General features: G+C 37.7%; 30 protein-coding genes. 16 read left to right on the top strand and 14 right to left on the bottom strand.

Annotation, left to right across the window (positions count from 1 at the left end; translation table 11 throughout):
• Positions 1 to 168: 168 nt before the first annotated feature.
• Together R2800_02040 and R2800_02035 are read left to right on the top strand one after the other, a co-directional pair.
• A complete protein-coding gene (locus tag R2800_02040; GenBank protein ID MEZ5015807.1) occupies positions 169 to 741 on the top strand; it encodes a Crp/Fnr family transcriptional regulator in 573 nt (190 codons plus the stop codon).
• A gap of 77 nt (positions 742 to 818) precedes the next feature.
• A complete protein-coding gene (locus tag R2800_02035) occupies positions 819 to 1,271 on the top strand; it encodes a carboxymuconolactone decarboxylase family protein (protein ID MEZ5015806.1) in 453 nt (150 codons plus the stop codon).
• A gap of 23 nt (positions 1,272 to 1,294) precedes the next feature.
• Here R2800_02035 and R2800_02030 read toward each other — a convergent pair whose 3' ends face one another.
• Positions 1,295 to 1,519, bottom strand: coding sequence for a hypothetical protein (locus R2800_02030; GenBank protein MEZ5015805.1), 225 nt, complete (start codon positions 1,517 to 1,519; stop codon positions 1,295 to 1,297).
• 158 nt (positions 1,520 to 1,677) lie between these two features.
• On the opposite strand from R2800_02030, the gene R2800_02025 reads away from it, so the two are divergent.
• The 7 genes from R2800_02025 to R2800_01995 all read left to right on the top strand — a co-directional run bounded on the left by R2800_02025 (position 1,678) and on the right by R2800_01995 (position 6,474).
• Positions 1,678 to 2,991 carry a T9SS type A sorting domain-containing protein gene (locus R2800_02025; GenBank protein ID MEZ5015804.1) on the top strand — a complete coding sequence of 438 codons (1,314 nt, stop codon included), beginning with the start codon at positions 1,678 to 1,680 and terminating at the stop codon, positions 2,989 to 2,991.
• 113 nt (positions 2,992 to 3,104) lie between these two features.
• Positions 3,105 to 3,434 (top strand): hypothetical protein, encoded by a 330-nt coding sequence (locus tag R2800_02020; GenBank protein ID MEZ5015803.1) that lies wholly within the window; start codon positions 3,105 to 3,107, stop codon positions 3,432 to 3,434.
• A gap of 39 nt (positions 3,435 to 3,473) precedes the next feature.
• The gene (locus R2800_02015; GenBank protein ID MEZ5015802.1) at positions 3,474 to 4,067 is read left to right on the top strand and encodes a class I SAM-dependent methyltransferase; all 594 of its coding nucleotides are present in this window, start codon (positions 3,474 to 3,476) and stop codon (positions 4,065 to 4,067) included.
• A gap of 34 nt (positions 4,068 to 4,101) precedes the next feature.
• Positions 4,102 to 4,689, top strand: coding sequence for a Crp/Fnr family transcriptional regulator (locus tag R2800_02010; GenBank protein MEZ5015801.1), 588 nt, complete (start codon positions 4,102 to 4,104; stop codon positions 4,687 to 4,689).
• A 64-nt stretch (positions 4,690 to 4,753) separates the two neighbouring features.
• On the top strand, positions 4,754 to 5,038 hold the full coding sequence (locus tag R2800_02005; GenBank protein MEZ5015800.1) for a hypothetical protein: 285 nt from the start codon (positions 4,754 to 4,756) through the stop codon (positions 5,036 to 5,038).
• On the top strand, positions 5,035 to 5,733 hold the full coding sequence (locus R2800_02000) for an outer membrane beta-barrel protein (GenBank protein MEZ5015799.1): 699 nt from the start codon (positions 5,035 to 5,037) through the stop codon (positions 5,731 to 5,733). Before R2800_02005 ends, R2800_02000 begins: the two co-directional genes overlap by 4 nt.
• A 12-nt stretch (positions 5,734 to 5,745) precedes the next feature.
• Positions 5,746 to 6,474, top strand: coding sequence for an SDR family NAD(P)-dependent oxidoreductase (locus tag R2800_01995; GenBank protein ID MEZ5015798.1), 729 nt, complete (start codon positions 5,746 to 5,748; stop codon positions 6,472 to 6,474).
• 79 nt (positions 6,475 to 6,553) lie between these two features.
• On the opposite strand, the gene R2800_01990 is transcribed toward R2800_01995, so the two are convergent.
• From R2800_01990 to R2800_01970, 5 genes are all read right to left on the bottom strand, one after another.
• Positions 6,554 to 7,246, bottom strand: coding sequence for a hypothetical protein (locus R2800_01990; GenBank protein MEZ5015797.1), 693 nt, complete (start codon positions 7,244 to 7,246; stop codon positions 6,554 to 6,556).
• 82 nt (positions 7,247 to 7,328) lie between these two features.
• On the bottom strand, positions 7,329 to 8,774 hold the full coding sequence (locus R2800_01985; GenBank protein MEZ5015796.1) for a DASS family sodium-coupled anion symporter: 1,446 nt from the start codon (positions 8,772 to 8,774) through the stop codon (positions 7,329 to 7,331).
• A gap of 61 nt (positions 8,775 to 8,835) precedes the next feature.
• A complete protein-coding gene (locus R2800_01980; GenBank protein ID MEZ5015795.1) occupies positions 8,836 to 9,420 on the bottom strand; it encodes a hypothetical protein in 585 nt (194 codons plus the stop codon).
• A 45-nt stretch (positions 9,421 to 9,465) separates the two neighbouring features.
• Positions 9,466 to 10,134: a class I SAM-dependent methyltransferase gene (locus R2800_01975; GenBank protein ID MEZ5015794.1), complete on the bottom strand. Its 669-nt coding sequence runs from the start codon at positions 10,132 to 10,134 to the stop codon at positions 9,466 to 9,468.
• Positions 10,135 to 10,221: 87 nt separating this feature from the next.
• Positions 10,222 to 11,469: a hypothetical protein gene (locus tag R2800_01970; protein MEZ5015793.1), complete on the bottom strand. Its 1,248-nt coding sequence runs from the start codon at positions 11,467 to 11,469 to the stop codon at positions 10,222 to 10,224.
• A gap of 201 nt (positions 11,470 to 11,670) precedes the next feature.
• Between R2800_01970 and R2800_01965 the strand changes: the two genes are divergently transcribed.
• A complete protein-coding gene (locus R2800_01965; protein ID MEZ5015792.1) occupies positions 11,671 to 12,183 on the top strand; it encodes a DUF4168 domain-containing protein in 513 nt (170 codons plus the stop codon).
• Between the two features lie 72 nt (positions 12,184 to 12,255).
• Here R2800_01965 and R2800_01960 read toward each other — a convergent pair whose 3' ends face one another.
• On the bottom strand, positions 12,256 to 12,546 hold the full coding sequence (locus R2800_01960; protein ID MEZ5015791.1) for an HPF/RaiA family ribosome-associated protein: 291 nt from the start codon (positions 12,544 to 12,546) through the stop codon (positions 12,256 to 12,258).
• A gap of 178 nt (positions 12,547 to 12,724) precedes the next feature.
• On the opposite strand from R2800_01960, the gene R2800_01955 reads away from it, so the two are divergent.
• Positions 12,725 to 13,084 (top strand): hypothetical protein, encoded by a 360-nt coding sequence (locus R2800_01955; protein ID MEZ5015790.1) that lies wholly within the window; start codon positions 12,725 to 12,727, stop codon positions 13,082 to 13,084.
• Between the two features lie 4 nt (positions 13,085 to 13,088).
• Here the strand turns inward: R2800_01955 and R2800_01950 are convergent, their stop codons facing one another.
• From R2800_01950 to R2800_01935, 4 genes are all read right to left on the bottom strand, one after another.
• Positions 13,089 to 13,637 (bottom strand): hypothetical protein, encoded by a 549-nt coding sequence (locus R2800_01950; GenBank protein ID MEZ5015789.1) that lies wholly within the window; start codon positions 13,635 to 13,637, stop codon positions 13,089 to 13,091.
• Between the two features lie 124 nt (positions 13,638 to 13,761).
• Positions 13,762 to 14,265 (bottom strand): DUF1761 domain-containing protein, encoded by a 504-nt coding sequence (locus R2800_01945; protein MEZ5015788.1) that lies wholly within the window; start codon positions 14,263 to 14,265, stop codon positions 13,762 to 13,764.
• A gap of 94 nt (positions 14,266 to 14,359) precedes the next feature.
• The gene (locus R2800_01940; GenBank protein MEZ5015787.1) at positions 14,360 to 14,728 is read right to left on the bottom strand and encodes a cupin domain-containing protein; all 369 of its coding nucleotides are present in this window, start codon (positions 14,726 to 14,728) and stop codon (positions 14,360 to 14,362) included.
• A 417-nt stretch (positions 14,729 to 15,145) separates the two neighbouring features.
• Positions 15,146 to 15,685 (bottom strand): DapH/DapD/GlmU-related protein, encoded by a 540-nt coding sequence (locus R2800_01935; GenBank protein ID MEZ5015786.1) that lies wholly within the window; start codon positions 15,683 to 15,685, stop codon positions 15,146 to 15,148.
• A gap of 91 nt (positions 15,686 to 15,776) precedes the next feature.
• On the opposite strand from R2800_01935, the gene R2800_01930 reads away from it, so the two are divergent.
• Together R2800_01930 and R2800_01925 are read left to right on the top strand one after the other, a co-directional pair.
• On the top strand, positions 15,777 to 16,310 hold the full coding sequence (locus tag R2800_01930) for a YdcF family protein (GenBank protein ID MEZ5015785.1): 534 nt from the start codon (positions 15,777 to 15,779) through the stop codon (positions 16,308 to 16,310).
• A 30-nt stretch (positions 16,311 to 16,340) separates the two neighbouring features.
• On the top strand, positions 16,341 to 16,760 hold the full coding sequence (locus R2800_01925) for a hypothetical protein (protein ID MEZ5015784.1): 420 nt from the start codon (positions 16,341 to 16,343) through the stop codon (positions 16,758 to 16,760).
• A gap of 2 nt (positions 16,761 to 16,762) precedes the next feature.
• Here the strand turns inward: R2800_01925 and R2800_01920 are convergent, their stop codons facing one another.
• On the bottom strand, positions 16,763 to 17,833 hold the full coding sequence (locus R2800_01920; protein MEZ5015783.1) for a mechanosensitive ion channel family protein: 1,071 nt from the start codon (positions 17,831 to 17,833) through the stop codon (positions 16,763 to 16,765).
• 59 nt (positions 17,834 to 17,892) lie between these two features.
• Entirely contained in the window at positions 17,893 to 19,425 is a 1,533-nt protein-coding gene (locus R2800_01915) for a bifunctional GNAT family N-acetyltransferase/carbon-nitrogen hydrolase family protein (GenBank protein MEZ5015782.1), read from the bottom strand.
• Positions 19,426 to 19,585: 160 nt separating this feature from the next.
• On the opposite strand from R2800_01915, the gene R2800_01910 reads away from it, so the two are divergent.
• From R2800_01910 to R2800_01900, 3 genes are all read left to right on the top strand, one after another.
• A complete protein-coding gene (locus R2800_01910; GenBank protein ID MEZ5015781.1) occupies positions 19,586 to 20,065 on the top strand; it encodes a DUF6252 family protein in 480 nt (159 codons plus the stop codon).
• Positions 20,066 to 20,195: 130 nt separating this feature from the next.
• Positions 20,196 to 20,915: an FkbM family methyltransferase gene (locus tag R2800_01905; protein ID MEZ5015780.1), complete on the top strand. Its 720-nt coding sequence runs from the start codon at positions 20,196 to 20,198 to the stop codon at positions 20,913 to 20,915.
• 55 nt (positions 20,916 to 20,970) lie between these two features.
• Positions 20,971 to 21,285: a hypothetical protein gene (locus tag R2800_01900; GenBank protein MEZ5015779.1), complete on the top strand. Its 315-nt coding sequence runs from the start codon at positions 20,971 to 20,973 to the stop codon at positions 21,283 to 21,285.
• Positions 21,286 to 21,289: 4 nt separating this feature from the next.
• Here R2800_01900 and R2800_01895 read toward each other — a convergent pair whose 3' ends face one another.
• Entirely contained in the window at positions 21,290 to 21,439 is a 150-nt protein-coding gene (locus R2800_01895; protein MEZ5015778.1) for a hypothetical protein, read from the bottom strand.
• Positions 21,440 to 21,499: the final 60 nt, after the last annotated feature.

Here is a 21,499-nt window from a genome sequence, read left to right as displayed (position 1 = left end):
GCCCAAACTATAAAAATTAAGGCGCGAAGTTACCGAATTTTACTGAATTAAAAAAACGCTGAATATGTTATCCCTACAGGCATTTGAGGACAATAATCGACTACGGATAAAGGCTCCATTTTTAACTAACTGTAATTGTTCAGACCTTTGCTTTACAATATAGCAGTTATGGCAAAAGAACTTATAGCACATATAAAGCAATATATCTCCATAAACGATCAAGAAGCCGAATCGATCATACAGCACACCTCTATACAAGATGTACCTAAAAAAGAGATTCTTTTAAAAGAAGGGCAAATATGCACACACAGCTATTACGTAGCCAAAGGGTGTATAAGGATGTACTTTATAAATGAAAGGGGTGTAGAACAGGTCACACAGTTTGCAATAGAGGGATGGTGGCTAACAGACAATATGAGCCTACTAAAAAATGCACCTTCTGACTTCTGTATACAAGCTGTAGAAAACAGTACTGTAATAGCACTTTCAAAAGAAAACCAAGACATTCTATCCCTTCAGATACCGCTCTTAGAAAAATATATGCGTATTGTATTGCAGCATGCTTATGCAGCTGCTCAAATGAGAATTAAGTTTCTATACAGTATGTCAAAAGAGGAGCACTACAAAAGATTCCTAGCAGCCTACCCTGAATTTGCACAGCGTATACCGCAATATATGCTTGCCTCCTTTCTTGGTTTTACACCCGAATATTTAAGTGAGCTGCGTAAAAAGATCACTTAGCTTTTCATTTCTTAAACCAGTTTAAGTTTTTACCAGTATTCACAAAATAGCTTTGCTATCATACAAAAACCAATAGTATGATACAGCAAAGACTAGACATGCAACAAGTAACGCCGAATGCAGGAAAAGCTATTATGGCTCTTGAAGAATACTTAGGCACTACCAACTTAAAACCTTTACACAAGGAAATAATAAAACTACGTGCTTCTATCATTAACAAATGCGCTTACTGTATAGACATGCACACTAAAGACCTTAGAAAATTGGGAGAAACAGAACAAAGACTTTACCTCCTATCGGCATGGAAAGAGACAACAGTTTTCTCTGAAGAAGAACAGGCCATACTCGCTATAACAGACGAAATAACGGAACTACCACAACAAGGAGTAACAAACGAGACTTATACAAATGCACTCACTCTATTTGGTGCAGAATACCTTAGTCACATCATCATGGCTATTATCACTATCAATGCATGGAATAGGCTGGCTGTTGCTACAAACATGGGGCTACTTGTTATTGCCGAATAAGAAACGCTAGGCGTCTCAGGTATTTATCTCCTCAAAACAACCTTCATCACCAAACGATAAAGCATTCCCGCAACACCCCCTATAGTAGTAAGCATCGCCATCACTAAAAAGGACAATAAGATAAACTCTCCATATGTATGCCAATGGTTAGCATATGGAGGGTCACTATCTATGATATACAACGCCCCCGTAATAGCTACAGATAATAGATATAACAATACAATACCCTTAAGTGGCTTTTTCATCATGAACTAACAAACGTATCAAATAATAAATTATTGTATTGTTTATCTTCATAAATAGCTTGATAATATAAGTTACTAATTATATCACAATAGTTTATAACCCAACTTTATACACTTAATAGAGGTCTATACTTATACTTAAACCTTAAACTGCCCTTGTTATGAAAATTGCCCACTTATTATTTGGTCTATGTTTACTATCTATTTCCTCTTTCGCCCAAACCAATGTTAGAGGACTTATCAGCACCAACACAACTTTTACTAAAGCCAATAGCCCATACATTATTGATAGTGTCCTTACTGTTGACTCCGGCGTTGTTCTTACTATAGAACCAGGTGTGGAAGTACAATTTTTAGACGGAAAAAACCTTACCATAGAACTAAAAGGACAATTGCATGCTGTAGGGACGGCTCAAGACAGTATCAAATTCACGACCACGAGCTCTGTAAAAGGCAAAGAAAGATACACAGGCATTTACTTATATAGAAATGGCACACTGAGAAAACAATACCAGATAAAAATGAAATATTGCATCATAGAATGTGCGAGATATTTTATCGGAAACCCTACATATACTAACACCTCTGGAATACATGATTTTGAATACTGTACATTCAGAGACAATAAAGAAGTGTACCTAACTCCCAATACAACATCACCTATCCAAAAAGATAGCGCCTTCTTCAAGCATTGCAGTTTTTCTCACAATGCAAGTATTACTAACAATAATGCAAATAACTTCAACACCTATTTTACTAATTGCACATTTAAGCTAAATACAAATGGAGTAAAGGGCGGCCATATAGATAGCTGTATTTTTACCAACAACCAAGTAGTTGCGGCAGCTTCTGATGATATAAAAAACTCCCTCTTTAAGGACAACCATATTGCCTTACAGATAGACAGTGCAAAAGAGATTAGTATTATCAACAACGAGATCATTTACAACAACATCGGTATTGAGGCCAACTACTGGGTAAACGACACGACTAAAAACTTCTTTAAAAACACCACTCTTTGCCATAGCAACAATTACAACATCGACTACAAGTACAAACAAAATGCTATGCTATACAGCATGTGTTTTTGCGAAACGGACTCTCTGAAAATAAGAGCACTCATAAGAGATGGAAATAGTGTAAGTACTGTAGGGAATATATACTTTCACAATAGCAAACCTTGCAGTACTGCTATACCACCTACAATAATCACAAAAAACACAACCGCACAACAAAAGCTAACCCTCTACCCCAACCCCTCAAGTCAGCAAACAACACTTCGCTTCAACTATCAACAAGGACATACCTATAGTGTGGTAATAAAAAATATAACTGGCAAAACCATCAATTCAATAAGTAATATAAATACAGCCAAAGTAGCAATAAACAATAGCCTACTGCCTGCAGGTATATACCTACTGCAATTACAAGAAAACAATAGAGTATTAACTATTACAAAAATGGTAGTCAACTAAGTATTAAGTCCACACATAACATACAAATATCACCCATATATAAACACCCTCAGGTTTGCATTTATAAAAACCTTAATAGATATTTACAATAAGAGAGAGAAACTTGCTACATCATGAGGGATGCAAAAGGTACTGTTGTGTACCAAATTGAAGAAGATGGTTGTCTTAATGGGCTATATCGCAACGAAGATCAACCTCAAAAAACATACAATGAGATTGCCCGTCAAACTGAATGTACTGATGATACAGATGCATTAGTAGGCAGCTATATCGCTTCTTGGATAGATATAGACGACACCGTTAAAGTGGGCACACTGATTATTACCAAAGACAAGAAGGACTACGATCTAGTATGGTCTATTGACGACAAACCAGTATACAAAGGAAAAGGAAAACTGACAGGCGCAAACCAGCTTACAGCTAGCTTTGCAACAGCTAGATAATGCTAAGTAGCATTTAATACTTCCTTACCTTTGTGTGTTATGTCACAATTTTGGAACGAACGCTACAAGGAGAACGAAACGGTTTATGGTACCAAGCCCAACACTTTTTTTAAACAAGAGTTGGACAAGCTATCAGCAGGCAAACTATTGCTACCCGGCGAGGGTGAAGGGCGCAATGCTATATATGCAGCCAAACAAGGCTGGGAGGTAACTGCCTTTGACGGTAGCGATGTAGCTATAGAAAAAGCCTTGAAGCGTGCAGCAGACGAGAATCTATCATTCAACTACTTACATGCAGATACCAATGGCTTTGATGCAGAGGACAACAGTTTTGATGCTATAGCCCTTGTATACTTCCACCTGATGCCAGAAGATAGAGCCATGTTTCATTTCAATATTCTACGTTGGTTAAAACCTGGTGGCACATTGATACTCGAGGGTTTCAACCCCGACCAGTTGGGCAACACATCGGGAGGACCTAAAAATGCCGCCATGCTCTATGCGCTAGATATGCTATTGGACGACTTCTCTGCTTTCACACACATCGATATACATACCGATACTGTAGACTTGGACGAAGGTCCTTTTCACAAAGGGGAGGCAGAACTGATACGTATGGTAGCTACCAAGTAGTGATACTACGAGGCTATTTTATTATTTTAAAAGTATGGATATTACAGACATAAAACGAGTGCTGAATGGCTATACCCCTATTGCAGAGGAAGCTTGGACGGCATTGGAGTCTTTATTCAAACCTCATAGCCTTAAACGTAACGAGTACCTTTTCAGAGCAGGCGACCGACCACATAGTGGCAGTATGCTACTTCATGGTGTGCTTCGCGTTTTCTATACGCGCAATGATGGAGTGGAGTACAACAAAAACTTCTTTGTACCTGGTATGTCTCCTACTCCTATTACGTCACTCATCAGCAAGCAACCCTCTGCACTCAACTTTCAGGCATTGACCGATGCTGAAGTACTCCTCTTCAACTTCGATAAGTTTTTACAACTAACCAAAGAGCACCCCAGCCTCAACACCTTTTACCGTAGGCTACTGGAGCAACTATGGATGCACAAAGAGCGTCAGGAAATAATGATGGTAACCAATGATGCAACTACCAACTACAAAATATTCCAAGAGCAGTTTCCCAATCTAGAGCAGCAGATACCACAGTATCATATAGCATCGTACTTAGGCATCACCCCTATACAACTAAGCAGAATAAGAGCGGCATTAGCCAAAAATAGTTCTTAACCTATGTTAATGCACAGCCCCTAGCAGTACACCACCTTTGCAGTATCAACTAAAAGCAAAGGTTATGAAATCATTATTCCATCCAGCTATTTACTTAATAGCCACCATTACTTCACTGGGCATTATGCTAATTGTAGACTATCTGCTGGGTGCAGAGGCAGAGCACCTTAATGCATGGGTAGTACTCAACAAGGTGTTGGGCAATGCCACTACTGTAGGCGATAGCTTGGCTATACGCAAACTAGGACTTGCAGGAGCTACAGCACTTACGGTTATTGTCAATTTTGTTTTTGGCTTTCTACTAGCACACCTCATTTCTTTTATCATCAACATTATTCATAGACTATGAGGCAGTTATTTATTACAATAGCCTTTCTATTGTCTGGGCTTACACACAGTGTAGCGCAACAGTCGTTAAACAATAGCTGGCAAGTAGGCTTAGGGCTTGGAGAGTTGCCCATAGGTGGCAGCCTGAAACCAAGTATTACTTTAGGCTACCATTTCAACGAGCATCTTTATGTTGGTGTTATATACCAAACGGCTGATAAGATAAAACGCGACAAGAGTTCTTTCAACGTAAAGGCAAGCGAGTTATCACAACTTACACAAGCCAAAGAAGATGTGGCTCAACGGCTTTTGGTACAGTGTAGATATACACCTGTTAGGTATGCACCATACATTTCACTAGGTTTTGTATACAACGGTAGCGATGTGGAAACCATGAACTTTGCCCCTGCTAACAGAATAATAAATGGCAATACTTATAACGGAGACTTACAGATAACACAAACAAGAAAAGCAGGTAGTGGCTTAGCCATAGGCATTGGCTATCAATACAACTTCAACAATGGCCTGTCTATAAATGCAGAGTGGACACCAGCATGGTTTACCCCTATACCCACTCCCGAATATAGTTTTAGCGGCACGACTATCTTATCATCACAAGACAAACAATTCATTAAAGATAAAATGACTGATGGCTTTAAAAGCAGTGTCACCAACAGATACAAAGTATTTCACATAGGCGTTGCCTATCATTTTTAAAACGTAACTATTATGCAACTAAAGAACAACACAATACTAATAACAGGCGGAGCTTCGGGTATTGGCTTGGCTATGACTAAAAAGTTTGCCCGACTAGGTAATACCATTATCATTACAGGAAGAAACACCAACAAACTATCTGCGGTAAAAGCCATGCTGCCTGACGTACACACTATACCTTGCGATATTACCCAACAAGCAGATATAGACCACCTCGTACATACTATAGAACAACAGTTCCCAAAGCTGAATATACTCATCAACAATGCGGGCGTACAGTACAACTACGAACTAACCAACGAGCCTAACGCACTACAAAAAGTAGAGCATGAAATAAATACCAACTTGCTCGCTCCTATAAAACTCACAACACTACTATTACCATTATTAGAACAAAATGATAATGCTGCCATAGTAAATGTATCATCAGCACTGGGGCTAGTGCCTAAACAGTCTGCTCCTGTATATTGTGGCACAAAAGCAGGACTACACATTTTCACTAAGGCATTGCGATATCAGCTAACACATACCAAGCTATTTGAGATCATACCATCGCTCGTAGATACAGACATGACCAAGGGGCGAGGTAAAGGAAAAATAAGTGCTGAAGAATTGACGGATGAATTCATCACTGCATTCGAGAAAGATAAATACGAGATCAATATTGGCAAGGTAAAAATGCTACGACTTCTGGCACGAATAAGCCCAAAACTTGCAGATAATATCTTGAGTAAAGGATAAAGAATATCATTCATTTTTAAATAAAAAGGAGGTGTATGAACAACCTCCTTTTTATATCAAGTATTATTATAAATACAGACTATAACAAATCCTGAGCTTTTTCTTCTTGAGCCTTTGTTTTGGCTCTTTTTTCTTCATATTCTTTTTGCGACTTTTTAAAAGCCTTACTACTATAATCGCTTCTATAAATACGCAGCTCTATGAAAGGGGGTGCTGAAGAACTAATACCTCTGGCACCTACAGATACTTCAATACTCTTTTCGCCTAAATTCCAATAATATAAAGCACGATTAGTCATTCCCTTTGGCACTACCTGATCAAGCACCTGAAACTGTTTTGGTGCTCCATATTTTTTTGTCAATAAACTAACAATTCTAGTAACATCACCCATTATAGCCTCGCTACTATACCCATGACCATCTATATGGCGCACCTCGCTATACAAGGTCACTTCATAAAGGCTATCTATGTAATATTTAGTTTCAACACCATCAAAATGCCAAGCACCTAACTTCAACGCTGTTGATCTACCATCATTAATAGAGACGGTACAAGCCTCCTTAAACATAGCCACTTGCTCCTTTGCTTCCTCTGCACCTACCAAGAAGTCGATACCACCAATTGCTGTTTTTTCCCAAACTGCCACACTATCTAATGGATAACCTACTTCTTCTTTTATAGGTTCTGAAACTTTTTCTTCAGGTTCTGCCTCTCCACAAGAGGCCAATAAAAAAGAGGAAACAAGAACTATAAGTGTTAGTTTATTTTTCATGATGCATGTGTTTTGAATGTATAACAATACACGAATATAGCAATCTAACATTAATTCATAGCAAACAAATAAGCAAGAAGCACTAATTCAATACAGCTATTAAATGCGGCAGCGCATACCAACAAAATAATGTAATAAGTATAGCCGATACCATGTTCATCACAAAGCCTGTAGTGGTCATATCTTTTAGCTTCAACTCCCCACTAGCAAACACTATTGCATTAGGAGGCGTCCCCATAGGCATCATACTAGCACAGCTAGCACCAAGTGTCATGGCTATACCAAGTTGTATCGGATCTATCTTCAACGCAATAGCCAAGCTGGTAATAACAGGAGCAAAAACAATGACCTGCGCTACATTACTCATTACCTCACTTATGAATATAGAAATAATAGCTACTGAGAATACTAAGACAATGCCACCTGATGCAAATGTTGCCATCCACTCGCCTAGGCTTTGTATAATACCTACTTGCTCCAGCTGGTTGGCCAATGCTATACCACCACCAAACAAGATAAGGATACCCCAAGCCATCTTCTTGGTATCTTCCCACACTAATAACCTCTTCGTCTGTGCGTTGCCCGATGGTATAAGGAACATACTCACACCGCCCATTAGCGCTATTAAAGCATCATTCAGTTGTATTACATTCTGAGCCTTATTGATAAAACCTTTTGTTATCCATAATAGTGCTGTTGTTATAAAAACAACTAACACCCTACGCTCTACTTTAGATAGCTTGCCTAACTGCTTCAACTCTGAGTTGATCAACTGTTTTGCGGCTGCATCATCTTTTATACGGTTGGGATATAAGAATCTTGTGGTAACAATATATAGTATACCCAACAACAGTAAAGATATAGGCGCACACAATTTCATCCAGTCGGCAAACTGTATGGTCATACCCATCTTGTCTTGCAAGAAAGCCGTATAAGCTACGTTTGGTGGTGTACCTACTATAGTAGCTATACCACCAAAGTTGGCAGAATAAGCAATGACTAGCAATAACGAGACACTAAGGTGCTTGATATTCCCTGTAGTGGTGCTATGTTTTTCCATTACACTAATAACACTTAGGGCTATAGGGTACATCATCATAGTAGTAGCTGTATTGCTTATCCACATACTCATTAACCCCGATGCCAGTATAAACCCGAGTACTATTTTATTACCGCTAGTCCCTGTTAGTTTGATGATGGATAATGCACCACGTTTGTGCAGGTTCCATTTTTCTATAGCCAGTGCTATCATAAACCCACCCATAAAAAGGAAGATAATGGGGTTAGCATAAGAGGGGGCTAACTCCTTCATACCCGCTATACCAAACAAGGGAAATAGTATCAGCGGCAACAATGCTACTACAGGCATAGGCAATGCACCATTCACCCACCATGTAACCATAAGTGTAGCTATAGCCAGTGAGGTAGCAGCTTTTGCTTCAAGCCCAAAAGGGTTGGCAAAAAGCATAAATAAAAAGAAAACAATGCCTAAAAACAGCTTTACTCTATCTATATATTTAGCATACATATAAGAGTATGAAGATAAAAATTAGAATGACATATTTATTCTTTACACACTAAGATGAGCTTCATTCTTCAAAATCAGTATTGCTCACCTTATTACGGCTACCTGTCGTAGCTACAGTTTCATCTACTATTTCAAACTCAATATCATCAAACCATATCTGCCCCGTTCCATCTAACAACGCGCCATATGCCAGTTGCTTTGTGTTTTCATTTATGTCCAATACTATTTCATATTTATTCCAGTCTGTGGTGCCTACCACTCTCCTATCATACATATTGTCAAATGCGCTATGCCCCCTGCTACCATCATTTTTATCTACTCTCAACCAAAATCCAGCCCAACCTTTTACCTCTACAGATCTCATATAGCCAGTCATCCTTACTCGTCTACCCAAAAAGCTATCAGGCATACTTGTTTGCATTAGTGTACCAAAACCTGTAATTCTTTTTTTTATTGACTGTATCGTAGCAGCATTACCTCCTTGCCTACCGGCACTATCAGCCACACCCATAGCATATTTGCTAGGCACACTTCCTGCTTTATACCATCCTTTGGGTAATGGATACTTATCAATGTCTCCTTGCGCACAACCATTAGCGATAAATAGAAAAGAAAAAAGAAAGGCAAATAACAGAGATCTTTGCATAATATGAGGTTTATGTATATCTAAATATACTAACTATACATATAACTAATTTGATAATAGCAATGCTCCTGCATTTATATAGTCTTGATACATAGCATAGCTGGTGAAAAAAGGAGAAGGATCAAATGCTTCTTCTGTTTTTATATTTTCTGTACGGTGTATTCGCGATGCAGTTACACCTTTAAAACCCGCTTCATGAAACAACGCAACCCACTCGTCTGCTGATAACAAACTCAACTCGAAACCCAATGCTGCTGACCAACTATGCGTCCCGATGCTTTCTTTATAGAAATCTATTGCTATAGCTATCTTACCATCAGGCATCAACACTCTGCTCAACTCTTTCAAACCATCTATAGGTTGTTGCAAATAATATAACGCTTCGATAGACATAATATGTGAACAACTATTATCTGCCAGCATGTGTAACTCTTGCATGGGTGTATTATAAAACTGAGCTTCGGGCAAGTTTTGCTTAGCCGTTTCTATCATCTTATCGCTTAGGTCTACTCCTATCAAATGCTTGGCACCAATTGCCTTAGCTAGTGTCAATGCTCTACCATTACCACATCCTACATCCAGCAATGCTTCTATATCATCTCCTTTCCATAACTGTAGTATATGCTCTACCAAAACATCATGCCCGGCTGCCATACGCTCACCACGTTCAGCACCAGCCCAACTATTAAAAAGTTCCTTTACCTTATTAGCCATAGCCTGCAATTTACTATGCTTACAACAGAAAAGCCACTACTCAATAATAGTGGCCTTAGATAGTCATGGTGATAGGACTTTACAAGATCAACGCGTAGTACCATCCTCCCATTCTTTTTTCATTATGGCTTTAAACTCCAGGAAACCACAATCTGAATTGGGAGTAAATTGCTGTATATCGCCTTCTTCATCTAAGAAATCGAAGTATTCATAATGTTCCATATTCCCTTTTGCATAGGTATAACACTGTATAGTAATACATGTAGGACCACTCTCGTTAGGGTTACGCAGCTTGTGTGTTTGATTAAGCTCGGGAGATATCCAAGTCACTTGGTCTTTTCTAAAGTTGATATCCATAAATGGCACCTCATGATACTTGGATAACATTGGATAAAGACTCACATTAATTTCACCGCTTAATACTCGTATTATAGCATTGGCTCTTGCGTGGTTGTGTATTGGCGAATAACATCCCGGAGGCCATATTTCCATAACATAAGGTATGCCAGGCGAGTCTCCTTGATTCACACCCATAGTAATGCGCAAATAGTTTTCCTTTGGGTCACTGCCTGGTCCGAACTCGCCTTCCTTTTCCTTTAATGTTTTGTAGCACCACCCTTTAGGACTTTTGATACTTGCCTCCACGGCGTCAACAAAAAATGGGAAGTCTGGCGTATTGAGTTGAAAATTTTGCCCCCCAACGTTAGCATATAGTTGCTGACAAACAGCTGTCAGGTTTTCAGGAACAGTACAGTTATTTAAAGCGATATCATCCATAGCGATCATATTCCTATCTACAACAGCTAGTGGAGGGTCTATCACAACAGGGTCTCTCCAAACACGTAGTGGATGAATAACATTATGATCGATAACCACTTTCCTTACTTCGTTTAGCCAAGCATATTCGTCTTTCTTTTTACTACTCGTAGGTTGTTGTAAATGCTGCGATGCCAAAGCTGTGTTTAAACGTACTTCCCCTTTACCATATCGCAAATAACGGTTGTGATAATCGATGCTATACCAATAAACACAATCAGGGTCTTTATCGATGCCTAGCTCCGAACCTCCTCCATGAATACTCATATCCTCCCACTTACCAGATTTGCATTGAGAAAAAACAACCTTCTCAGCCGTGACAGTTATCTTAATAGCCTCAACACCATCGTCTGTTGGATTATTGATCGTCAAGTCAAATGGCGCTTGTTCTTTTAATTTAAAAGTGACAACCCCTTGCCCCTTTACATAAAGCCTTACAAAATCTTTGATCTTATCTTTTTTGTGGTTGATGTCTAAAAACTTAGGTGCACTTAAAAACACCTGCTCATGGTGTGACATAGTCTTAAATTGTTTTAATGGTGTAGAATAATAAATGAGGGCCTCTATAGCTTACCACAAAAATATAATTGACTTACAGTTGTTTATCCGGTAATAAAACAATCCTTCTAGGGGTATAAATACCCTTTGAAACAGCCGTAATAATTTTTTTACATCTCACAATTATTACATTAGCTTTGTTTTCTAAATTTTATATTAAATATGAACATCAAGAGAATGAGAACAAGAATAGCAACATTATTAACTGCAGTAGCTTTGCTTTTCACAACTAGTGCCGTAATGGCTCAAGGTGGAGCAGCTGACTATACTGATGATGATATAGAGCAGTTTGTAGCTATCAATAAAGAAACCCTACCATTACAAATGGACGCTCAAAAGAAGATGATGACAGCCGTACAAGAGTCAGGCATGGATATGAATAAATTCCAAAGCATGGCTATGGCAGCACAGCAAGGCGACCAAACTTTTGGTGGTGCTAGCGAAGAAGAGAAAACCGCTTTTATGGCTGTAGCTACTAAAGCCAACTCAATTCAACAAGAGCTGGGCATGGAAATGCAAAAAGCGGTTAGTGCTAGCGGTATGGATGCTATGAAGTTTCAGCAAATGGCGATGACCTATCAACAAAATGCAGATTTCCGTACTAAGATCGATGCAATGATGGGTATGGGTGAAGCTGATGCTTCTACCGACGAAGGCGATGAAGAAGGAGAATAATCAATAACAATCAGGTATTAAAAAAGCCACACTTAACAGTGTGGCTTTTTTGTAGCTATATCAAACAACAACCTAACTCTGTTTTTCTTTACTGCGCTTTACTACATCCTGCAATGTATCAATAGCTACCAGCAAAGCCTCCTGATAAGAGTTGCCTGTTTTTTTGACAATATGATCATTGCCCGGCACTTCCAGTCTTACATCACATAAATGATTGTTAGTACTACCTTGCCCTTTCTCCAACTTAACTCTAGCTCTTATTATCTTATCGTCCAGCTTATCTAATTTTTGCATTTTCTCCCTTACATACCCTTCCAGTTCTTCTCCTGCTGTAAAGTCTATTGACTGTATTATTACTTCCATATTCTTCTATTTTATTAGGTTACTCTATACCATCAAATATACACTAGAAACGCCTTATTACTACGTTTCATCAATCCAGTTTAACTATTCTTAAACACATAGCATTTTCAGTAAATCATATTTTGTACTTTCACCCCGTATGTGTTCTAGCAGCAAAAAGCCGAGTCTACTTCTTAGTATGGCAAAAATGAAATGTCCTAACTGTCGAAAAGGGGATTCATTTGTAAACAAAAGCGTTTTCCCTTTAAAGGAGTTGTCCTACATGGTAGACAGATGTGCTGTATGCAATATGAAAATGGTAACAGAAACCAATAATGGCCCTGGCATAAACTATGCTTTAACTGTTATTATCTTCTTCCTGAATATACTTTGGTATTGGCCTATTTTCGGACTGTCTTACAAAGACAATAGTTTCTATTACTACATGGCCTCAAGTACCTTAACAGTACTACTATTACAACCTTGGTCTATGCGCTATGCCAGAGTACTATACTTGTACTTACTTGTACCCTACGGTAGTAAGGGGAATGTAAAATAGAGCACTATCTCACAGGTTTCATTATGATATCCTTCATCATATCTTTCGCAGTTGCATCTACTATGTAAAGTACATTTATAGGAACTGCTAGATCTTTTTTATTGGCATATTGCACTACAGCCTTATCTCCTTCTATACGCTTTACCCAAACATAAGAGCCTGCTTTTATCAAGTCGCCTTCAGCTATTTGCATATTTCGCTGCACATAAGCAGGACTACACCCCTTTCCATACTCCGCCTTGGTTACTGAGCCTTTTACTAAAAGGGTTCTACCTTCTACGTCTGTAGCCATAAAAACCCCATCACCTGCATCGGCATATACCAAAATAGTATGCCCTGGCTTGTAGACCAGTTTTTCATTGACCTTATTGATCTCCTCTCTATTGATCTGACCTGTTTGGCTTGTGCCTAGATGTGCTATCAGATCATTAATACCCGGCTTTAAAATACCTACTGAAGCTCCTTTTTCTAACACATACCAATTAGGCAATAGCTCTTGACCATAGCCGTAGCTCGTGATAAATAATAAGGCTACTAGTAATAACTGTTTCATCTTTCCATTCATTTAAAACATACTAATTTAAGGAAACTTAACTACACTACTTTCGACTTTAACTTTCTGATAATAAGAAAGAGGCTTGAGACAAGCCTCTTTCAAACAATATCTATAAACAACTTTATGGGAATTGACCAATAACACCTCCCATAAGTCCTAATGTAAGAATCCAATAACCTGCATGTACTAAAATGTATTTAGCCCCTTTTCGCTCAAACAAACCTACAATACCTATAACTGGCGTAGCAAACAACAACCCATTGATCGTGCCATGCAACATACCATGTTTAAATGTTCTAAACGCAGTACCATACTTCTCTAATGTAGTTGTAAAGAAAAGATTTGCTTCAGACCCTTCTGTTAGCAGATCCGCTTCACCCATTAACATAGACTGAAATCCAAACTGATGTATTACTATCGGGTTTAGAATAATTGCTATCAAAAGGCTAAAAACATAAGTAAGACCAAATACTTTAGCCATATTTGCTTTTTTAAGCTCTTCTTCCGACAAGCCTGTAGATTTTAACCATACACTACCAAATACTTTCGGATTGTACCATATAGCACCTACTATAAGAGGGATCAATGCTGCTAGAGCAGTAACAAGAAAGTTGATGTTTACCATTATGCTTAGTTTTAGTTAATGTGAATATATAAAACATCCTACACATATATAAACCAATCAAATACTACAGAAGCCCGTTTGGAGGAATTATTCCTTATATCTTCTTTAGCTGAGATTTTGTCAAATCAGCGTGCTGAACATCCCCTGTATTAATAGTACTTACAGGTTCGAATAGCAACACCTGCACCTCTTCTTCTGCTATTGGCTTATGTTCAACACCTTTGGGAATAATAACCATTTCGCCTTCTCTTAACTCTAGGACCTTATCTCTTAATACTATTTTTAATTTTCCTTTTACAACAAGAAAAAGCTCGTCCTCTTTTTCATGACTGTGCCATACAAACTCACCTTTTAATTTAGCAAGCTTTACATGTTGACCATTAAGCTCACCTATAATGTGAGGGTCCCAGTATGTATCAAAAGAAGACAGCTTCTCTTCGAGGTTTATAACTCGAATATCCATTATAAATATTTTATACTTATAAAGTTAACTGCGTATTGTTGTAAAAGAAAAACTTAAATGGTATTATATAATACTCATCAGTAAATACAATGCGATAACAATGAAAAACAATATGTAGAACACATAATTAAGCCTATTGCTTTTCTTGTAATAACGTTTCAGCTTTTCATGAAATGTATTTCTTATTACCGATTTGCTGAAAGGGAACAGAGAAACAAGAAACAACTGAATATAATTGCGGTTTAAACCCGATGCTATAATAGCTGCAAATTTGAAATATGCATATAAAGCAAATAGAATAGCTAATAATATAGGAGTAAATTCTACAATATATTCTTTAAACATATAGTAACTTAGTAACTAGTAAGAGACGATAGAGTTTCCCTTTTTACACATAAAATGGAAAATTACCATTTTTTAATTTATTATCTGCAACATCTTAGCTGGAACACCTGCAAGTTTTATGCCATTTTCAGTAAAAGACTTGGTCACACAAGCATTTGCACCTACTGTTATACCATCTCCCATTTTTAATCCTCCCATTATTGTTGCATTTGCTCCTAGTATACAATCATCCCCTATAACAAAGTCACCCCAATTAGTCTTTTTATTAATACCTATCGTATTACCACCTGTAAGCGTCAAATTCTTTCCGGCTATTACCTTACCTGAAATAACTACACCAATAGATGGATGCAACACCGCTAACCCTCCTGCAATATCTGCCTGATAATGTATATCGATATTACTATACGACTGGAACAGGTATTCTAAAGGAATGAATAGTATCCTGATACCCTTATATAGCTTCCCAAAGGTGAGAAACATTCCTCGCTCAAAACGGTACCAAAATATGCCAACTATAGCAGGTGAAAAAAATACAAACAGCCATAAAAGCCACCTTTTGCCCACACGGCGTTTACAGTCTCTATAAAAAAAACCTATCTGCTGAAACATTTATAGTTCTTTGTGAGATTTGGAGTCGTTTACCTTTCGTAAAGGTATAATTAAATACACAACATCATATCACAATACGTATATTTAGCAGATGCAAGCTGATGTTATTGTCATATTGGGCTACCCTGTAAAAAGCACGGACACCCTTAATGATGTTTTGCTTTCTCGACTAGATAAAGGCATAGACCTTTTCCGATATGGATTTGCCCGAAAAATAATCGTGTCTGGTGCAGCCGTACACAACAATATAGTCGAAGCTGAAGTAATGGCTGCATATTGTATTAAAAACGAGATACCTCCGGAATCCCTTATCCTTGAGCGCAAAGCCAGAAACACTTATGAAAATGCGCTATATAGTGTGAGACTCATGAAACAGCTCAACTATAACAGTGCTATAGTGGTCACTTCTAGCTTTCATAAGCAAAGAGCCGACTATCTATTTTCTCGTTTTATTGCCCATTATAGCGTTGAAGGTGCACCTTTCCCTAAAAGTTTTACTTTCCTCCGCAAGACGCTTTTTTTAGTCAGAGAAAAACTAATGATGCTTTGGTATATTTTTATGGGTAACGAATGGCTGTACAACCACACAACAAAGCAATTAAAAAGTAGACGCACAAAACTTTAAACTATACTAGCAGTAGCTTTATACACTTGTATGGAGAAAGAGGAGATCATAGAACAATTACGAAAGTTCAGGTGGATAGACAAGTACCATAACTTTAGAGACCTACTACCTACTATTGAACAGTCCAGCGACGACGACAAAGACATTATCAATAATATTGTAGAAGATTGCTGCACAGAGCTTATCCGTATTTATAATACTAGTAAAAGAAAACCAACTAAAGCCCTACTTGGCAAAACCATACTGCAATACATGGACGATATCTCCTATACAAAAGTAGATGAGCTGAATAAAGATTTTGGCTACGAACTCTGCTGGTATATTGCTGAAAAAGTAGGTGTAGACCTGCGCAAACAATCAACAACAAAAGTTTATGGTTACTGGAGCATTGTTGAAAACAATTTGAAAACAGTAACTAAAAGAGGCAAACGCAAAAAGGGCGAAAAATAGCTCTATGCATTTCCTCTAGCCACATCGGCCTTACCCATATATACTGTTTGAGTAGGATATGCAAAACCTATACCTTCTTCATTAAATGCCTTGAACACTTTAGTATATATTTCCTGCTGCTTATCCATATACACATCATAATCGTTGGCATTAACATAATATACTGACTCAAAGTCTAAACTAAAAGCACCATAGTTGGAAAAGTGAGATCTGGCAAAGTCTACATCCTCAACATCATCAATTATTTTCTTTAAGATTGAAGGTATCTTTTCTACTTGCTCTTGTGTGGTTTCGTATAGCACACCAACAGTAAAAACTACCCTTCTTTTTTCCAACTTCTTATAGTTGTGTAATCTAGCATTGGTAAGATCGGTATTAGAACATATCAACAAATCTCCCTTCAATGTCCTGATACGTGTCGTTTTTATACCTATATACTCTACTGTACCCGATTTATCATCTACTATTACAAAATCACCTATCTCAAAAGGACGATCAAAGAAAATGACAAAATAGCTAAACAGATCTCCTAGTATAGTTTGTGCAGCCAGTGCAATAGCAATACCACCTATACCTAAACCTGTAATAATGGTTGTAACATCATGCCCTAAATTATCTAACAAAAATACAAAACCAAGAAACCAAACAACAGCGTTGATGATAACAAGCATACCCCTTGCTTGTTTCTTCTTCACTTCACTATCATCGTAGTTATCCAGCGATTTATAAACAAAATATTTAATAATGGAGGTAACAATACGTAAAGCATAAAACGTAAATACAAACATCAATGCTATTTTGATAGCATTATGTACCTTATCAGAGAACTCTAAATATGTAAATGCCAAATACCCGCAACCTACATATACAGCGGGAACTATAGATCTATTTAAGACCTCCACTAAAAAGTCATCAAAAGTAGTCTCTGTTTTCTCTGACAACTTTTTTAAATAGCTAACGACAATATTTTTAAGAACACGCACCAGTATATACGCCACCAAGAAAAGACCAACTGCCGAAAGCCATGTTTTCACCGTATTACCAAGAAAAACTTGGTTCAAAAAATCAGTCATAAAAAGGTTGTTTATCTATATCAGTGAGCAAAAGTACTAGAAAAAAGATGGAGGTTAGATTAACTCCCTTTTACAATTTTCAAATCGTAAAAATCTTTACGTCTATCTTTCAAGTTCCTAACGCTACCATAGCTATGCAACTCGTCTAGCAACTGCAAATTCACATCGGCTATTAAGATCATTTCTGTATTAGGCGTTGCTTCACTCTTTACACCATTTGCTGGGAAAGCAAAATCGCAAGGCGTAAATACCGCTGATTGAGAATATTGGATGTCCATATTTTCTACTTTAGGTAGGTTGCCCACACTACCTGTAATAGCAACAAAACATTCATTCTCTATAGCTCTTGCTTGTGCACAACAGCGCACACGCATGTAGGCGTTTTGTGTATCTGTAAGAAAAGGAACAAATAATATTTGCATTCCCTGCTCTGCTAATAATCTTCCTAATTCAGGAAATTCCACATCATAACATATAAGCACACCTATTGTACCAGCATCAGTATCATATACTCTCAAAAAGTCGCCACCTTGCATTCCCCAATACTTTGCTTCATCAGGTGTTATGTGCAGCTTTTCATATTGTTCTACGTTGCCATTTCTATGACATAGGTAGCCTACATTTTTCATAACATCCCCTTCCATGCTAGGCATACTACCAGTGATGATATTTACATTGTAGGTAATGGCCAATTCTTTAAACTTATCCTTGATCTCCGGCGTGTATTGAGACAGTGCTCTCATAGCCTCGGCCTCCCCCATCTGATTGAACTCTGCTAACAATGGTCCATTAAACAACTCAGGCATCAGAGCAAAATCGCTATTGTAAGACGCTATGGAATCAATAAAATATTCCAGCTGCTCAAACATTTCTTGCAAGGAATGATATGGTCTCATCTGCCATTGTATCAACCCTAACCTCACATAGGTTTTTGCATTAAATTGATTTCTTGTTTTTGGGGTATGGTAAACGTTATCCCATTGCAATAAGGTTGCATATTCCAGGCTCTCGTCATCCCCTTGCATGTAGTTCTTAATAACTTTTTTTACATGAAAGTCATTAGACAACTGGAAAGTAAGTACAGGATCAAATATTTCTTTGTTCTTAACTTTCTGAATATACTCCTTGGGAGTCAGTTCTCCTGCATAGGTATGATAATGAGGTATGCGACCGCCAAACACAATTGCTTTAAGGTTCAATTGTTCACACAATTCTTTCCTTGCATCATACATTCGTCTACCCAACCTCAGTCCTCTATAGTCAGGATGTATAAATATCTCGATACCATAAAGCACATCCCCTTTCATATCATGTGTGCTGAATGTATAATTACCTGTTATACCTTTATAATTATGATTATCTCCAAATTTGTCATACTTAATCACTAATGACAAGGCACACCCTACCACTTTACCATCCACTTTCACTACAATTTGCCCTTCTGGAAAACGCTTGATAAGTCGTTCTATGGCAGCCAAACTCCAATAAGCACCATCCCAGTTCTTATAGGCTGCTTTCATAGCTGCCAGTAGTCCCTCATAATCTTTAACCGTTAAGAGCCCCAGCTCTATTTGCTTTATCATCTTACTCATAGTATATGCTGCAATATTAAGTTGTACTTACAAACTGTTATTTATTTACGGCAAGTTCAGCTAAAAATAAATACCCAACAACCCGTATTTATAATTACCAAGATACAGGTAAAAAGTCAAGCACGTAGTACCACTACCTTTACAATTAAAGAATATACTTATGAAAAAGAACATATTGTTTGCTACCATTTTAATGATGACTGTAGCCATTTTTGCATGCAACAAGAAAAGCAACACGACTACCCCTGCAACTCCAACAACCACCGCCTGCAATGGGATGAACCTATGCTTTGACCTTGATGGCACAAACGAAAGCCACAACGCTACATGGAAGGTATTAACCAATAGAAATAGAATATACTGGGAAGAAGGCTCAGGTAATACCTATAAAAATATAGAACTAGACGTTTATGGTACTACAACAGGTGTATATAATATTACGGCCAACCCAAAAGCAGGGGAAGCTGGTTTTCAATATTTTATCACCAACGGCAATAAAAATATACAAGGACAATCTGGGACTGTAGAAGTTACTGCAATTAATGGGACCCAAATAACTGGTAAATTTACTATTACAGCGTCTGACGGAACCAAAACCTATCAAATAACCAATGGACAATTTGTCAACGTCCCACAATAACTAACTATTATAATAACCTCAATTGATAAGCTGCCAAAAAACTGGCAGCTTTTTTGTTAATTATTGAGTATGGAGATAAAAAACTAATATTGTTGCTCCAAAATAGTACCACTTGGTAATAACCTACTGAATGAAAGAACAGATAAAACAGCTGATAAAGAAACTCCCGATTGCTTTTACTAAAAATCAGCAATACGATAAGCAGACTAACAAAGTGATCAAGAAAGTATGCTCTTTCAACAGCTGTTGCATTGATGTAGGAGCTCATAAAGGAGAAGTATTGGACACCATGCTTCAATATGCTCCTAATGGTACACATCATGCCTTTGAGCCCATACCAGACATGTATAAGAACCTTGTAGAGAAGTATGCCTATCTAAAAAACTGTAACATACACGGACTCGCGCTAAGTAATACCACCGGTGAAACTTCTTTTAATTATGTAATATCCAACCCCTCTTATAGTGGCCTGAAAAAGAGGAAGTATGACAGGCCTAATGAAAAAGACACCATCATTACCGTAAAGACCGAACTACTGGACAATATCATACCAGAAACGTACAACCCTACTCTTATAAAGATCGATGTAGAAGGAGGAGAATTGCAAGTGCTTGAAGGCGCTGCAAAAACCATAAAAAGGGCGAAACCTACTATTATTTTTGAGCATGGGCTTGGCGCATCTGACTATTATGGTTCTACTCCTGACAAATTATTTTCATTACTCCGCAGCTATGGTTTACGAATTTCAACCATGAAACGCTGGCTAGACTACAGACCTTGCCTTACAGAAGAGGAATTTGTAAGCCTATACAAGAACAATGAAGAATATTACTTCATAGCATATCCTTAACTTGCGTCAATAAAAACGTTTATATAAATTAGTAGAAACAAACGGGACAGCAAACATGGTAAAAAGCTCTATTGGCGAACTAAAACTATCCCCCTTAAAAGAGGAAGGTAAATTCGTATTTTATAATGATGTCATTAAGATTAATGGCAAAACAGCCAAAGACGATAAGCTTAAAGTATATGTTACTTCCTATAGACAGGAAGGTGAAAAATACCTATTAAATATTGCTGATGTGTCTAAAGCAATAATTCATGTACGTGGTCAACAGCATGTACACGAAAACCTTGTTGGCTATAGCTCTTTAGACGTCCTGTACGATCATGTTACAGGTTTATACAAGGAACATTTTTACTTTGGTGATAAGCAATAGCTTTTTATTTATGTCTTCTTTTCATCTTTAGGTCTTCTTCTCTATTAAAGTGTTGACCTTTCAACCAGCCGAAAACCAATAAGGCTGCCATACCGCTTGCTAAAAAGCCTACCAAAAACCAAAGCATGTTGTCAATTGTAATTGAGTCTTCCATAAGAATATGAACTTTTGGTACTATTCGAAAATAACGTATTCACTAACCACTGAAGAGATA

Source organism: Flavipsychrobacter sp. (genome assembly GCA_041392855.1).
Lineage (GTDB): Bacteria > Bacteroidota > Bacteroidia > Chitinophagales > Chitinophagaceae > UBA5543.
This window is presented reverse-complemented; position numbering and strand designations above follow the sequence as displayed.